Raw genomic sequence first — 14,941 nt, 5'->3', positions numbered from 1 at the left:
GCCAGCCGGATCATCCCCGTGCCGGGCCCCCTGGGTCTCCATGCCGATCAGCCGCTGAAGGTGGTGGCCCTGGGCGGGGGCACCGGCCTCGCCGCGCTGTTGCGGTCCCTGAAGCGCGAGGCGGGACGGAGCCGCGACCCCTGGAAGCTCACGGGCATCGTCACCGTGTCCGATAACGGCGGATCCTCCGGCCGGCTCCGCGACGAGCTGGGCGGCATCCCGCCCGGGGACCTCCGCAACTGCCTCTCGGCGCTGACGCTGGAGGATTCGGCGCTCTCGGACCTCCTGAACTACCGCTTCAAGGGGGACGGCAGCCTGGCCGGGCACTCCCTGGGGAACCTGATGCTCTGGGCCCTGGCGGATCTCACGGGAGATTGGGTCCGCGCCATCCGCCAGCTCTCGGGCGTGCTAGTGACGGTGGGGCGCCTCTTCCCCTCCACGGTGGTCCCCATCACCCTCTGCGCCGAGGACATGGACGGGCGCCTCTATCAGGGCGAGACCGCCGTGGGCTCCTGCCGCCCTCCCCTGGCCCGCCTCTGGATGGAGCCCGCGGACGCCGAGCCCCTGCCCGAGGCCGTGCTGGCCCTCCTGCGGGCGGATCTGGTGATCCTCAGCCCGGGCAGCCTGTACACCTCCACCATCTCCAACCTCCTGCTCTCCGAGTTGCAGGAGGCCGTCGCCATCTCCCGGGCCCCGGTGATCTACGTGGCCAACCTCATGACCGAGCCCGGGGAATCCTCCGGGATGGACCTGGAGAACCATGTGGCCGCCATCGCCGCCTTCGGGCGCGTCGGCATCTCGGCCGTGATCGCCAATTCGGCGCCGCTCCGGCCCGACATGCTCGCCCGCTACCGGGAGGAGGGGGGCGAACCCATCTCCGCGCCCGCCGACGAGGTCCTGGGCATCCCCGTGCACCGGTTCCCCTTGCTGGACCCGGAAGCCCCCATGGCGCGGCACCACCCCGACCTGCTGAACCAGGCCATCCGCGCCACCCTGGACCGGCTCTGACCGAAGCCGGAGCGGTCGCGGATCAGGCCGCACGGAGCTTGGATATTCCTGATCATCCTGGGTTCCAGCCAAGGATCGCGGTACTCTTGACGGGACGGGAGGCAAGGTCTTGGCCCTGAGCGGTGATCTGGCGACGATGGGCCTGGAAGATCTCTTCCAGTGGCTGGCCGTCGGCAAGAAATCCGGCGTGCTGGAGCTCCGCGGTCCCCTGCACACCAAGCGCGTGGCGCTCCACGAGGGCCGCATCACCAGCGTCTGGTCCTCCGATCCCAGGGAGTACCTGGGCCAGTACCTGCTCGCCTTCAACCGCATCACCGAGGACCAGCTGCGCGAGGCCCTGGCCACCCAGGAGGACGAGCAGCAGCTGCTCGGGCGCATCCTCGTCGATCGCCACTTGATCACCGAGGCGGAGATCCGGCGCATCGTCCAGGTGAAGGTCGAGGAGAGCATCTACGACACGTTCCTCTGGAGCGTGGGCAGCTTCGAGTACCACGACGGCGTCGATTCCCACCAGAAGTCCATGCTGCTCAGCCTCGACGTCACCGGCGTCGTGCTGGAGGGCGCGCGCCGGATGGATGAATGGAAGCGCATCCGGCGGGTCATCCGGGGCGGCGACGCCGTGCTCGCGCCCATCCCGGAGGCCATCGCCGAGTGCCTGCCCCTCGCCTCCGAGGACGCGGACATCCTGGCGCGCATGGATGGCCAGGTCCGCGTGGACCAGCTCATGCTCACCATCCGCATGCCCGAGTACAAGATCAACAAGCTGCTCTTCGACCTCCACGAGAAGGGCCTGGTGCGCATCGTGGATCCAGGCGGCGGGCTGGGGGAGAACCCGAGCCTCCACCTCCAGCGGGCCCGCGCCTTCATGGAGACGCAGAAGCTCCAGGAGGCCCAGGAGGAACTCCGGCGCATCCTCCAGGATCAGCCGAGGCATCTGGACGCAGGCCGGATGATGGCCGTGGTCCAGAACCTTCTGGAGGACAAGAAGCTGGATCAGGAGCTGGTGCCCGAGCTGGCGGTGAGCCTGGATCAGCTGGTGACCACCGATCTCGGATCCAATGAGGCCTTCCTGGCCACCCGCGTGAACGGACTGTGGTCCATCCGCGACATCCTGTCCATCGCGCCCTTCGAGCAGGATGAGTGCCTTGCCATCTTCTCCCGCCTCATCAAGCGTGGGATTCTCAGGACATCGAAACCCATCAAGGGGAGCGACCAGGCGGGTGCCGCCCTGCGCTGATCTCCCCGGATCCGGAGGTGCCATGCGCATAGCCATCGCCCTGCTGCTGATCGCCCTGCCCCTCGCCGCGGCGAAGAAGCCCACCACCGCCCAGCTCCAGGCCCAGGTGAAGCGGCTCACGGAAGAGCGGGACAGCCTCAAGCAGCGGCTCGCAGCCACCGAGGACATCCAGCAGGAGCTGGCCGCGGCCCAGAAGGCCCGGGACCTGTCCAAGACGGAGGCGGAGGCCGCCCGGAAGGAACTGGACGACGTCCGCGCCTCCCTCAAGGAGAACGAGCGGGGCGGCGATGCCATCCTGAAGGACGTGAAGACCGCCCGCCAGGAGGCCGAGGAGGCCAAGGCCGAAGCGGCGAAGCTCCGGGCGGAGAATGAGCAGCTTCGTGCCAAGGCGAGCGCTGTCCCGGCGGAGGGCGATCTGGTGGTGCTGAGCCAGGATGTCCAGCCTGCCCGCCCCATCAACCTGAACCGGGTGGTTCCGCGCCTGAAGTCCTCGGGGTTCTTCAAGGCCCGGCCCAAGGGGGTCGTCGTGGTGAACGTCCTGGTCAACGAGAAGGGCGAAGTGGTCGCCTCGCGGCTGATCCAGGGCCTTCCCGGGGATGGTCCCGACGAGAGGGAAGCGGATGAGGCATGCGTGGAAGCGGCGAAAAAGCTCGTCTTCGACCCGGCCGCCTCGACGGACGGCAAGACCCGCTTCAAGGTCTGGCAGGGCGTGGGGTTCTATCTGGACTGAGGATTCAGGCCTGCTTACTCCCGCTCACCCCAGGGGCTGGGCTCACCGATGGCCCACCGGGCCTCGTACCACACCTTCTCCAGACAGAGGCCCTCGGGCGGGGCGGTGAGGCCGGCCTGAGTGCGGTCCCTCGCAGCGATCAAGGCGCTGAGAGAAGTCGGGCTCCGCTTCCCCTTCCCCACTTCCACCAGCGTGCCGGTCATGATGCGGACCTGGTGCATGAGGAAGCTGCTGCCTTCGAAGGTGAGGTCCACGCCGCCTTCCATTGGTTCCAGGCGAAGGGCGTGGATGGTGCGCACGGGCGTCTTCGCCACGCATTCGGCACAGCGGAAGCTGGAGAAGTCATGGGTCCCCAGCATCTGGCTCGCGGCCTCCGCCATGGCCACGAGGTCGAGCGGCGCCGCCTGGTGGACATGCCAGCGGAACGGCGCCATCAGCGGGTCCTCCGACGGTCCCAGGCCCAGCCGGTAGACATAGCGCTTGGCCACGGCGTGCTGCCGGGGGAAGAAACCCTCCGGGGCCGGTTGCGCTCCCATCACCCGGATGTCCTTCGGCAGATGCGCGTTCAGCGCGGCCAGGAGCCGGTAAGGGTCCCAGACCCGCGTGGTGTGGATCAGCACCCCCTGCGCGCGGGCATGCACGCCCGCGTCCGTGCGTCCCGTGCCCTGGGGCAGGGGTGCTTCCGGATCGAAGGCGCGCAGCGCCTTCCACAGGTCGCCCTGCCCGCTCCGCAGGCTCGTCTGGATCTGCCAGCCGTGGAAACCCCCGCCCGCGTAGGCCACGGTGAGGAAGTAGGGATGTGCCATAGGACATCATAGGCCGCGAACCGCCTCTGGCGCCCCTTCCACGGGGGGGCTCCGGCCCAATGGCCCGTTCTACGGTGATCTGCGACATCCATGGCACTTAGGCTCCAGCGTTTCCGGCCATTCATGTGTTCCATGGCATCCAAGAATCCCCAGGGAGGCCGATCTGCGAATTTTTTTGAAAGAAAAACCTTGACCATGCTGCGTCTGCGGCGTAGCTTCTTGGCAGTTTAGGAAATACAGTATTCATCGGCTTTTCCGGGCCAGTGATATTCGAAAACCCAATAGGTACGGTCGTCTCCACACGGAGCCGATTCCGTTTTCCTCAACCCGGGGACACAGATCCCCAAATTCGGAGGTTTCCATGAACAAGGCTGAACTGGTCAGCGCCGTTGCCGATAAGGCCGGTATCACCAAGGCCCAGGCTGCCGCCGCCCTCGATCAGGTGCTCGGTGGTATCGCTTCCGCCCTGCGCAGTGGCGACAAGGTCACCCTCGTCGGCTTCGGCACCTTCTCCGTCGCCAACCGCGGCGCCCGCACCGGCCGCAACCCCCGCGACAACAAGCCCATCAAGATCGCTGCCAAGAAGGTCGCCAAGTTCAAGCCCGGCAAGAAGCTGGCTGACGAAGTCAACGGCAAGGGCGGCAAGAAGCGCAAGTAGGACCAGGCTGACCGGCCCTGCCGGACACCAGGATCTCAGGACCCGCTCCGGCGGGTCCTGTTTTGTACCAAAAGCCTTTTTTTATTTATTAATGGTCAGGCAGGCTCCTGAGGCCACAACGGGCCAACCTTCTCGGTTTCCTGTGGATGGCAGGCGGTAAACCCCTTTTCTCTTTGTGATGCGGCCAAATCCATCGAAGAGCGCCAGGCGATCATCCTGTGTCATCCTGGAATTTCGCCATGGATGCCACCCACCCCAGCGCCCCGCCCGTCGCCCTGTGCCTGGGCGGGATGGATCCGTCCGGCGGAGCAGGCCTGCTGCGTGATGCCCTGGCCCTGGCGGAGCTGGGGTGCCAGCCCATGGCGGTGAGCCTGGCGGAGACCCTCCAGAATGGCCTGGGCTGCTCACGGATCGACGCGCCTGCCATGGACCCGGTCCAGCGCCTGGAAACCCTCGCCCCCCACCTGGCGGGCCGCTGGGGCGTGAAGGTCGGCCTCTGCGCCCTGGAAGCGGACACCTTCCGCCGCCTCTGCGCCACCCTGCGCCACCTCGCCCCGCCTGTCCGGATCTGGGATCCCATCCTCGCCCCCAGCGCCGGCGTGGGTCTGCACGATGGCGGGGACCTCCGTCGCCTGGCCGCGGACCTGCTGCCCATGGGCGGCTGGGTGGTGAGCCCCAACCGGGGCGAGGCCGCCGCTTTCGCCGGCCTGCCTCCGGAGGCCATCCGCGCGGCGGACCCCTCGGCCCTCGCGACCCCCTGGCTCGAGGCCGGGGCCGCCGCCGTATGGCTCAAGGGCGGACACGCCGCCGGTGACGTGGTGCAGGACCTGTGGATCACCCGGGACGGGACCGAGGCCCTGGATGCCGCGCCCCGGCTGCCGGGCCAGCGCCGGGGCACCGGCTGCCTCTTGTCGGCTTCCTGGCTGGGCCTGCGACTGCGGGGACGGGATGACCATGCCGCGGCCCGGGAAGCCGCCCGCCGTCTGCGGGAGCGCTGGGATCATGCCTTCACCCCGGGCGGGATGGGACGGCCCATGTTCGCGCCCGTATCCACCTACCTTGGGTCCGCCTCCCTTGAATCCGCTGCCAGGGAGGCCCGGTGACGGAGCACGAAGGCCGGGGCTTCATCCTGCGCACGGCGACGGACGGACCCTGGGCCGGCTGGGCCGGGTCGCGCTTCCTCGAGGAGGGCCTGGCCTCGGTCAATGCGGCGCCCGGACGCGCCCTGGCCCGGCTCATGAACCTGGTGTCACTGCTTCCGGGGGGCTTCGGACTGGTCTGGGACCATCCCCCCGCCTGGATGGAAGCCCTGCCCGCCGAGTCCCGCCAGGGCTGGTGGGAGGCCATCTCCGCCATCCCCGGCCTCACCCTGCACCTGGGCCCGGAGGCGGCGGTCCAGCTCCCGGGCGGGGCCTTCCGCGCCTGGCTGCATGCCCCGGAGGCGCCGGAAGGCCCCTTGGGCGAAGCCTGGCGCCAGGGGGTCATCGGCTGGGCGCCGCGAACCGGGACCGCCTGGCACCTGCCAGACCTGGGCACACCCGCCCCCGGCGACGAGGTGCCGCCCGGCTGGCTCTGGGGCGAGGTGGTCCTGCCTCTCGGCGCGCTTTCCACGCTGGCCTCGGGCGAGGCGCTCATCGCCGCCATGTCCGAAGCCCAGGGGGCGGCAGAACGGGGCCTGGCCCAGCGCATGTCAGCGAATGCATGGGTGGACCTGCCCTTCCTGCGCCGCGCGGCGGGCTGGCGCCTGGCCCTGGCGGGTGGTATCGAGTTCCAGCGCGCCGGTGGCGCCTGGCCCGCGGCCTTCGGCCAGCTGCGCGCCCTCAAGGCCCTGCTCCAGGAGCGCCTGCGGACACCGATCCACCTGGGCGCCTGCGGCGATCCCGTCACGGCGGCTCTGCTTGGACGCCAGGCCCTACGGGAGGGCCTGCCCTGGCGGGCGAGCCTGCCGCTTCCTCCAGCGCCCGGGGCCTTCACCCCCGGCCTGGCCGCGGACCCCCGTGATCCCGCGCCCATCGAGGCTCGCGCCCTCCAGCCCGCCGGCTGGCCCGAGACCCTGGACCACCCGCCCACGATCCTGCTGCGGGTACCCGCGGTGCCTCCCGAAGCCGGAGCGCAGGCGATGCTGGCCCAGATCCAGCCCGCCCCCGCCCTCCGCTGGCTTCCGCCGGATCTCCCGCCGCCATCGCCCTTCGATCCCGACCGCCCCTGGTCCCCGCCCGCGGCCTTCCCCTTCCCGGCCGATCCCGGCAACGGAGTGCAGCGGGGGCTCTTCGAGGAATTCGAATAGACCCGCGAAAAGGATCTCCGCGAAGGGTGCGAAGAATAGAGCCAGACCACGAAGGATGAGTCTGTGTCTTCGTGTTTTCGTTTCCCACTTCGTGCCCTTCGTGGAGTCCTTTCTTCCTCTCGGCTGGTACCGTGGAACCCGGAGCCGCCATGTCCGCCGAACACCTCGAACAGCGTTCCCGAGTCCGCATCGCCCTGCTGTCCATCACGGCGGGCGTGGCCGTCCTGGGGCTGAAGTACCTGTCCTACATCCTGTCGGGCTCGGTGGCCCTGAAATCCGACGCCATCGAGAGCGTGGTGAACGTGGTGGCCGCCATCTTCGCCCTGGGCGCCGTGGTCTTCGCCGGCAAGCCCGCGGACAAGGAGCACCCCTACGGACACGGCAAGATCGAGCACTTCAGCGCCGCCTTCGAAGGGGGCCTCATCTCCCTGGCCGCGGCCTTCATCCTGTTCGAGGCTGCCCACGGGCTCATCCACGGGGTGGAGCTGAAGAACCTGGGGCTGGGCCTGGCGGTGAACCTGGTGGCTGGCGCCCTGAACGGCCTGCTGGGCTGGTTCCTGCTCGCCCAGGGCCGGAAGACCCGGTCGAAGGCCCTGGAGGCGGATGGACACCACATCCTCTCGGACTTCTGGACCACCGTGGGCATCGTCGCCGGCCTGCTGGCCGTGAAGCTCACCGGCATCAAGTGGCTCGACCCCGTCATGGCCATGATCGTGGGCCTGCTGCTGGCCCGCACGGGCTTCCGCCTGGTGAAGGAATCCTCCCAGGCCCTGCTGGACATGGAGGATCCCAAGGTGCTGGCCCGGGTGCTCGCCTCCATGAACCGGGTGCGGACCTGGGACATCATCGCCGTCCACGAGATGCGCACCTTCCGCTCGGGCCGCTACACCCACGTGGACGTGCACATGGTGGTGCCCGAGTACTACCCCGTGCGGCAGGCCCACGACCTCTGCGAAGGCTTCGGCAAGCGCGCGCTGGAAGAGGCCGACATCGAAGGTGAGGTGCACACGCACGTGGACCCCTGCGGCCGCCTGTACTGCGAGCGCTGCCCCGCAGAGGCCTGCGCCATCCGGCGCGCCCCCCACACCGACAATGCGGCTTTCGGCCTGGAGGAGGCCACGGCCGCCGGGCCAGCCTGAGCCGCTAGACTCTTCTCCATCACCATCACGAGGCCCCCATGTCCGAGCCCCTCCTGATCGCCAAAGGTGCGTCCGACCTCACTCTGCTGCCCCGCATGGCCAACCGCCACGGTCTCGTGGCCGGCGCCACCGGCACGGGCAAGACCGTGACCCTGCGCACCATGGCCGAGCGGTTCTCGTCCATCGGCGTGCCCGTCTTCCTGGCGGACGTGAAGGGCGACCTGCCCGGCGTCTGCAAGCCCGGCGGCGACAACCCCAAGGTGGCCGAGCGCGTCGGCCAGCTGAAGCTCGAGGGCTTCGAGTACAAAGGCTATCCCGTGACCTTCTGGGACCTCTACGGCCAGCAGGGGCACCCGGTGCGCACCACCGTCAGCGACATGGGCCCCCTGCTCTTCGCGCGGCTGCTGAACCTCAACGACACCCAGGGCGGCGTGCTGAACCTGGTGTTCAAGATCGCCGACGACAACGGCCTGCTGCTGCTGGACCTCAAGGACCTGCGCAGCATGCTCCAGTTCATGGGCGACCATGCCGCCGAGTTCAAGACCCATTACGGCAACGTCTCCGCCGCCAGCATCGGCGCCATCCAGCGCGGCCTGCTGGAGCTGGAGAGCCAGGGCGCCGAGGCCTTCTTCGGCGAGCCCGCCCTCGACCTCGACGACCTCATGCAGACCGATTCCAAGGGCCGCGGCGTCATCAACATCCTGGCGGCGGACAAGCTCATCAACGCCCCCAAGCTCTACGCCACCTTCCTGCTCTGGCTGCTCTCCGAGCTATTCGAGCGCCTGCCCGAGGTGGGCGATCCCGAGAAGCCCAAGCTGGCCTTCTTCTTCGACGAGGCCCACCTGCTCTTCAACGACGCGCCCGACGCCCTGCTGGACAAGATCGAGCAGGTGGTGCGCCTGGTGCGCTCCAAGGGCGTGGGCGTCTACTTCGTGAGCCAGAACCCGCTGGACATCCCCGAGAAGGTGCTGGGCCAGCTGGGCAACCGCGTGCAGCACGCCCTGCGCGCCTTCACGCCGCGGGACCAGAAGGCCGTGAAGGCCGCCGCCGAGACCTTCCGGGCCAACCCGGACCTGGACGTGGCCACGGCCATCACCGAGCTGGCCGTGGGCGAGGCCCTGGTGTCCCTGCTGGACGAGAAGGGCCGTCCCGGAATCGTGGAGCGTGCCTTCGTCTGCCCGCCCCAGAGCCAGCTCTCACCCATCACGCCGGAGGAGCGGCAGCAGGTCATCAAGACCTCTTTGCTGGCGGGCCACTACGAGCAGGCCGTGGACCGGGAAAGCGCCTTCGAGAAGCTCAAGGCCCGCGCCGAGCAGGCCATGCAGCAGGAGGCCGCCGAGGCCCAGGCCAAGGCAGAGGCCAAGGCCAACAAGGAACCCGCCCGCCGCAGCGACTCCATGATCGAAGCCTTCGGCAAGAGCGTCATCCGCGCCGCTGGCAGCTCCATCGGCCGCCAGATCATCCGCGGCGTCATGGGCTCCATCTTCGGCGGCGGCGGGCGCCGGCGCTGAATCAGGCGGCCTGGTGCCTCAGGGCGTCGATGGCGGCCATGAGGGCCTGGGGATCGCTGGCGGCGTGGAGGTTCTGGCGGAAGCCATGGCCGCCGGGCACGCCCTTGGTGAACCAGGCGCCGATCTTCTTGATCTTGTGCAGGGCCTCGCGGGGCTCCAGCAGGTCCAGGAGGATCTGGAAGAGCCGCAGGGTGGCGTCGATGCGCATGTCCGTGGTCACGATGAATTCCGGCTCCAGGATCTGCCGGAAGAGGAACGGATTGTAGAGCGCCCCGCGCCCGATCATCACGGCGGCGCAGCCCGTCTCCTCAACCATGCGGAAGGCGTCCGCCCGCACGTTTACGTCGCCGTTGCCGATGATGGGGTATGAGGTACCCGCCTCCACGGCCCGGGCGATGATGCTCCAGTCCGCGTGACCCTCGTACTGCTGGGCCCGGGTCCGGGGGTGGATGGCCAGGGCCTGCACGCCCGCGGCCTCGAACATGCGCAGGAAGTCCAGGAACTCGCCCCGCTCCTTCTGGGAGGCGTCCCAGCCCGCCCGCATCTTCACGGTGACGGGCACCTTCACCGCCTTCACCATGGAAGTGACGCAGCGCTCCGCCAGACGGATGTCCTTGAGCAGCGCCGACCCGGCCCCGCCCTTGGTCACGTTGCTGGCCGGGCAGCCCATGTTCAGGTCCACCAGGTCGGCGCCGGCGGCCTCGCACAGGGCCGCGCTCTCGGCCAGCGCCTCGGGCCGCCCGCCGGAGATCTGCATGGAAAGCGGCCGTTCGCCTGTGGCGGCCATCATCTTCTCCGCCTTCACCGCGTGCCGGATCAGCGCCTCGCTGCTGATCATCTCCGAGACCGTGAGGCCCACCCCGCCGACCTCCCGGATGAACTTCCGGAAGGGTTGGTCGGTGATCTCATGCAGCGGCGCCATGACGAGGCGGTTGGGCACCTCGACGTCGCGGATGTGGAAGGGCGAATGGGGGAAGGTCACGGGCGGGCTTTCTGACGACCTTCCAGTGTAGCGGGGGCTCGGAATCTGGCCTGCGGCCAAATTCTGAGGCGGAGGGCCTCTCCTCAAGTCCTCGAATCGGCGCAGATCAGGACGATCTTCCCGATCACGCCGCCCCTTTCCAGCAGTTCCTGGGCTTCTCTCGCGCCGGAAAGCGGCAGCCGCTGTGCGACGAGCGGCCTGATTTTCTGCTGCTGAAGCAGGTCCAGCAGGGTGATGAGGTCCTGGCGGAACAGAGCCGGTCGCAGCCGCTTGAGCGTCTGGATGCTGTAGGGGACCACCCGCCTCCGGCCAGGGAGGACCCAGCCCCCGAGGATGTAGAGCAGGTAGATGGGGATTCCATGGAGCCGATTGCGACGACCGGCGCGGCCGGCACCCAGTCCCTCTCCGCGCAGTGTCGTGGTGTTGCCGTAGCCCACCACTTTTCCCCCGGACCGCAATGCCCCCCGGGATTGCCAGAGGTGGGCGCCCCCAAAGGGATCGAAAACGGCGTCGACACCGCCGCCCGCGAGGCGCCGGGTTTCGGCCACGAAGTCCTGATGCTGGTAGTCGATCGGGGTGGCGCCCAGCTCGGACACGGCCGGAGCGGAGCGCAGAGAGCAGGTGCCGTACAACTCCAGCCCGGCCAAGCGGCCGAGCTGCAGAAGCGCCGTTCCCACGCCACCGGAGGCGCCATGGATCAACGCGCGCTGGCCCGGCTTGACCTTGGCGGAACGATGAAGCATCTGGTAGGCCGTGATGTAGTTGAGGATGAGGCTCACGGCTTCCGCCGGGTCCAACCCGGAAGGCACCGGGACGAGCTCGCGCTCCGGCAGGCAGATGAACTCCGCATAGGCGCCATGAATCGGCATCGCGGCAACCACCTGGCCCGGCGCGAACCCCGAAACGCCCGGGCCGGGGAGGTCCACCACTCCGACCAGATCCCAGCCCGGCGTGTAAGGCACCGGGGGTGTTTCGGGGTGGATGCCCTCGCGCGCCATGATGTCGGGCATGGCGACCCCTGCGGCCAGCACCTTCACCCGCACTTCGCCGGCCGCTGGTTCGGGGCACGCCTCTTCGATCACCTGGAGCGCCTCAGGCCCGCCGTAGTGGGAGACAACGACCCGCTTCTGTCTCATGGGCTCCCCTCCTCTTTCGTGAACCCCACGCGATGTGGGCATGACGAAATGCCGGACTGCCTGAGGCGACCGCGAATGGAACCGTTGGAATCTGTGATGGGAAAAAGGTGCGGGGCGGAGGGAGGCGCTCCCAGCCGCTATCGCCGGGATCATCTCCCTGGCTACTTCTACATGATATCCGGCCCATCGACGCTCCAGGTTGGCGCTGCCTTTGCAGCGCCAACCTGGAGCGTCGCGCGGCGCTAGCGCCCCGGGGGCCGCCCCCGCCCAAGCCCGTCAAGCCGCCCCCGCCCCCGCCGCCCCCCACGCCCGAGGAGCTGGAGCGCCAGCGACTGGCCCAGGAGAAGGCCGCGGAATTTGCCGGCAGGCCCCAGAACCTCCGCTACCTCGGCTTCTTCAAAGGCAACCCCGCCGGCGTGGTGGGCGCCTTCATGAAGGGCGAGGAGCCCGTGACCCTGGTCCAGGGAACCCTCGTCGGGGACCGCTGGAAGCTGGTGTCCATCCTCGATACCCGGGCTGAATTCCAGAACACCAAGTATCCAGACCTGCGGATGGTCCTGGAGGCCCGCGACGCCTCCGGCGGCGCACCCGTCAATCAATTCTGATCCGAAGGATGCCACCGATGCCGCTCTCCTCCTTCGCACCCGCCCGCAAGATCATCGCCGCCGCCGCGATGCTGCTCCTGGTCCTCGGCTGCAGCCTCCACAAGGCCAACCAGGCCTATGACGAAGGCCGCTACGACGATGCCGTGGCCTCCTACCGCGAGGTGCTGCGCCGGGATCCCTCGAACACCAAGGCCCGCATCGGCATCAAGCGGGCCTCCCAGCGCGCGGCGGAGGGGCACATCGCGCTCGCCCGCCAGGCGGAGCAGCGGGGCCTGACCGACACCGTGCTGATGGAAGTCAAGAAGGCGCTGGTGCTGGACCCGGACAACCAGATCGCCCAGGACTGGCTGATCCGGCTGGAGCAGAAAGTCGCCCAGGACAAGGCCGAGGCGGACGCCGCCGATGACCTCGAAGTCCTGAAGGCCAAGGCCGACACCGTGAACGCCGTGCAGCTGAACCCGCGGTCCCTGGAGGGCCTCGACCTGAACTTCAGCCGCCGGACCAGCCTGCGCGAGATCTTCGCCACCCTCAGCCGCGCCTCGGGGGTGAACATCATCACCCACTCGTCCTTCCAGGATCAGAACATCTCCATCGACCTGCGGGGGCTGCCCTTCCAGCGCATCCTGGACACCCTGATGCTGCAGAACGACCTGTTCTACAAGGTGATCGACAAGAACACCATCATGGTCTTCAAGGCCACCCCGCAGAACCGCGACCTGTACGAGAACCAGCTCCTCAAGACCTACTACCTGTCCAACGCCGATCCCACGGAGCTGCGCTCCACCCTCACCACGCTCAACCCCCAGCTGCGCGTGTTCACCGACAAGCGCATCAACGCCATCATCGTGAAGGCCAAGCCCCTGGAACTGGCCGTCGTGGACCAGGTGATCCGCAGCCTCGACAAGGCCAAGGCCGAGGTGATGGTCTACATGGAGCTGATGGAAGTCACGGAGAACAGCCTGGAACAGGTGGGTCTGCTGCCGGTGATCAACGCCTCTGACACTTCGGGGACCTTCCGGATGGGCGCCACCACGGTGAACAACACCTCGGGCCTCAACACGAATTCAGGCTTCACCAAGATCCACACCGCCGACATCCGCGTGCTCTTCCCGAACCTGGCCCTGGACTTCCTGAAGGGCAACGGTGACGCCCGCCTGGTGGCGAGCCCGAACGTCCGGGTGCTTTCGGGCGAGACCGGCGAAGTGAACATCGGCGAGAAGATCTCCACCACGCAGAGCCAGCTGTCCCTGCCCACGACGGGCACCACCAGCACCACCTCGGCTTCCTCGCTCCTTGGCGGAGTCGGCCAGACCTCGTTCTCCTACGAGGATGTGGGCGTGAAGATCAAGGTGGAGCCCCGCGTCCACCACAACGGTGAGATCACCCTCAAGATCAACAGCCTCGTCACCACGCTGAAATCCGGCTCCACGCCGGGCCGACCGGACCTCGGAAAGCGGGAGATCATCACCTCCGCCCGTCTCCGTGACGGTGAGACCGCGATCTTCGGCGGCCTGCTGAAGGACGAAGAGCAGAAGAGCCTCCAGGGCATCTGGGGCCTCGCCGACATCCCCCTCATCGGCCGCCTGACCGGGAACACACGCAACAGCAAGGCCAAGACCGACGTGATCCTCACCATCCGGGCCGTGCTGGTGCGGAAGCCGGTGCTCACGGAGCAGGATCTCGCCGCATTCAACCCCGATGACGCCGCGTCCCAGACGGGGATGTTCGCGCCCAAGCCCCCCAAGCCCGCCCCGGCTGGAGCCGCAGCTCCTGCGCCCGGCCAGCCTGCCCCCGCGCAGCCCGGTTCCGCCGCCGCTCCCGCTGCGCCTGTGCCGGTCCCGCCCGCGCCTTCCACCGCGATCCAGGAAAAGAAACCCGACACCGCACCCATCGACCAGGGCGCCCCCGCAGCCTCCGATCTGGTGATCTTCATGACGCCGGTGGCCTCCGAGATCAAGGTCGGCGAGCGCGTCCAGATCGGCCTCACGGTCAGCGGTGGCAAGGGGCTCAGCTCGGGCACGGTGGAACTCCGCCTGCCCGCGGGCCTGAAGCTCGGCTCTGTAGCGCCTGGCGATTTCATCACCACGGAGGGCGGCAGCCTGGAACAGGTCCCGGGGAAGGACGGCACGCTGAAGCTCGTCTTCAAGCGCAACAGCCCCGAGGTGGACAGCGGACAGCTCGCCACCCTCGAGCTGACGGGCCTCACCCCCGGCAACGCGCCCGTGCTCATCCAGAGCGGGCAGTTCCTGGCGGGCACCAGCCCCATCTCCGGGCGCTGGTCCAACGCGCTTGTGACGGTGCAGTGAGCCGCCAGAGGGGTTTCACCCTGCTGGAGCTGGTGGTCACGGCCACCGTGCTGCTGATCCTCGCCTCCGTGACCGTGCCGCTGGCCCGCAACGGGCTCAAGCGCGAAAAGGAGCTGGAATTGCGCCGAGATCTGCGCGAGATGCGGCTGGCCATCGACGAGTACAAGAAGCAGGCGGATCAGCAGAAGATCAAGGCCCCGCCGGCGGAGGCCAACGGCTATCCCGAGAGCCTGGAAGTCCTGGTGGAAGGCGTCCCCGCGGCCGGCTCTCTCAGCCGCAAAGTGCGTTTCCTCCGCCGCGTCCCCGTGGATCCCTTCACGGGGAAGGCGGAATGGGGCCTCCGGAACACCAACGACGACGCCAACAGCTCCAGCTGGGGGGGCGGCCACGTCTACGATGTCTACAGCCTCGCCCCGGGGACCGGCATGAACGGCATCCCCTATCGCGAGTGGTAGGGGCGTCTGCCGAGAATCTCTGTTGCCTCGAAGCGTGGACCACGCTAGGCTTGGTGTTCGGCACATCCGGAACCTGCGGGC

14 protein-coding genes are annotated in these 14,941 nt (G+C 68.5%); 11 read left to right on the top strand and 3 right to left on the bottom strand.

Annotated elements, in window-relative coordinates:
* Positions 1-18 precede the first annotated feature (18 nt).
* The 3 genes from MLE42_RS00555 to MLE42_RS00545 all read left to right on the top strand — a co-directional run bounded on the left by MLE42_RS00555 (position 19) and on the right by MLE42_RS00545 (position 2,975).
* Complete coding sequence (locus MLE42_RS00555) at positions 19-1,008, top strand: gluconeogenesis factor YvcK family protein (protein ID WP_243285924.1); 990 nt, start codon at positions 19-21, stop codon at positions 1,006-1,008.
* A 109-nt stretch (positions 1,009-1,117) separates the two neighbouring features.
* Complete coding sequence (locus MLE42_RS00550; protein ID WP_243285923.1) at positions 1,118-2,245, top strand: DUF4388 domain-containing protein; 1,128 nt, start codon at positions 1,118-1,120, stop codon at positions 2,243-2,245.
* Positions 2,246-2,267: 22 nt separating this feature from the next.
* Positions 2,268-2,975, top strand: a complete 708-nt coding sequence (locus tag MLE42_RS00545) for a hypothetical protein (protein WP_243285922.1) — start codon at positions 2,268-2,270, stop codon at positions 2,973-2,975.
* Positions 2,976-2,989: 14 nt separating this feature from the next.
* On the opposite strand, the gene truA is transcribed toward MLE42_RS00545, so the two are convergent.
* Positions 2,990-3,781 (bottom strand): tRNA pseudouridine(38-40) synthase TruA, encoded by a 792-nt coding sequence (gene truA, locus MLE42_RS00540; RefSeq protein ID WP_243285921.1) that lies wholly within the window; start codon positions 3,779-3,781, stop codon positions 2,990-2,992.
* A gap of 361 nt (positions 3,782-4,142) precedes the next feature.
* On the opposite strand from truA, the gene MLE42_RS00535 reads away from it, so the two are divergent.
* From MLE42_RS00535 to MLE42_RS00515, 5 genes are all read left to right on the top strand, one after another.
* Positions 4,143-4,439 carry an HU family DNA-binding protein gene (locus MLE42_RS00535; RefSeq protein WP_243285920.1) on the top strand — a complete coding sequence of 99 codons (297 nt, stop codon included), beginning with the start codon at positions 4,143-4,145 and terminating at the stop codon, positions 4,437-4,439.
* Between the two features lie 239 nt (positions 4,440-4,678).
* A complete protein-coding gene (locus tag MLE42_RS00530; RefSeq protein WP_243285919.1) occupies positions 4,679-5,542 on the top strand; it encodes a bifunctional hydroxymethylpyrimidine kinase/phosphomethylpyrimidine kinase in 864 nt (287 codons plus the stop codon).
* Positions 5,539-6,726 (top strand): hypothetical protein, encoded by a 1,188-nt coding sequence (locus MLE42_RS00525; RefSeq protein ID WP_243285918.1) that lies wholly within the window; start codon positions 5,539-5,541, stop codon positions 6,724-6,726. The genes MLE42_RS00530 and MLE42_RS00525 overlap by 4 nt, the downstream gene beginning before the upstream one ends.
* Before the next feature lie 149 nt (positions 6,727-6,875).
* Positions 6,876-7,865 carry a cation diffusion facilitator family transporter gene (locus MLE42_RS00520; protein ID WP_243285917.1) on the top strand — a complete coding sequence of 330 codons (990 nt, stop codon included), beginning with the start codon at positions 6,876-6,878 and terminating at the stop codon, positions 7,863-7,865.
* 38 nt (positions 7,866-7,903) lie between these two features.
* Positions 7,904-9,376, top strand: coding sequence for a helicase HerA-like domain-containing protein (locus tag MLE42_RS00515; RefSeq protein ID WP_243285916.1), 1,473 nt, complete (start codon positions 7,904-7,906; stop codon positions 9,374-9,376).
* Position 9,377: 1 nt separating this feature from the next.
* Here the strand turns inward: MLE42_RS00515 and dusB are convergent, their stop codons facing one another.
* Positions 9,378-10,358 carry a tRNA dihydrouridine synthase DusB gene (gene dusB, locus MLE42_RS00510; RefSeq protein ID WP_243285915.1) on the bottom strand — a complete coding sequence of 327 codons (981 nt, stop codon included), beginning with the start codon at positions 10,356-10,358 and terminating at the stop codon, positions 9,378-9,380.
* Between the two features lie 83 nt (positions 10,359-10,441).
* A complete protein-coding gene (locus MLE42_RS00505) occupies positions 10,442-11,494 on the bottom strand; it encodes a medium chain dehydrogenase/reductase family protein (protein ID WP_243285914.1) in 1,053 nt (350 codons plus the stop codon).
* Between the two features lie 107 nt (positions 11,495-11,601).
* On the opposite strand from MLE42_RS00505, the gene MLE42_RS00500 reads away from it, so the two are divergent.
* The 3 genes from MLE42_RS00500 to MLE42_RS00490 are packed head-to-tail and all read left to right on the top strand — an operon-like array spanning position 11,602 to position 14,860.
* Positions 11,602-12,099 (top strand): hypothetical protein, encoded by a 498-nt coding sequence (locus MLE42_RS00500; RefSeq protein ID WP_243285913.1) that lies wholly within the window; start codon positions 11,602-11,604, stop codon positions 12,097-12,099.
* Positions 12,100-12,116: 17 nt separating this feature from the next.
* A complete protein-coding gene (locus MLE42_RS00495) occupies positions 12,117-14,405 on the top strand; it encodes a secretin N-terminal domain-containing protein (protein ID WP_243285912.1) in 2,289 nt (762 codons plus the stop codon).
* A complete protein-coding gene (locus MLE42_RS00490; RefSeq protein WP_243285911.1) occupies positions 14,402-14,860 on the top strand; it encodes a type II secretion system protein in 459 nt (152 codons plus the stop codon). Before MLE42_RS00495 ends, MLE42_RS00490 begins: the two co-directional genes overlap by 4 nt.
* The last annotated feature ends 81 nt before the right edge of the window (positions 14,861-14,941 follow it).

The organism is Geothrix terrae (genome assembly GCF_022808775.1).
GTDB lineage: Bacteria > Acidobacteriota > Holophagae > Holophagales > Holophagaceae > Geothrix > Geothrix terrae.
Note: the sequence above shows the minus strand (reverse complement) of the source record. Positions and strands in the feature narration are given on the sequence as shown.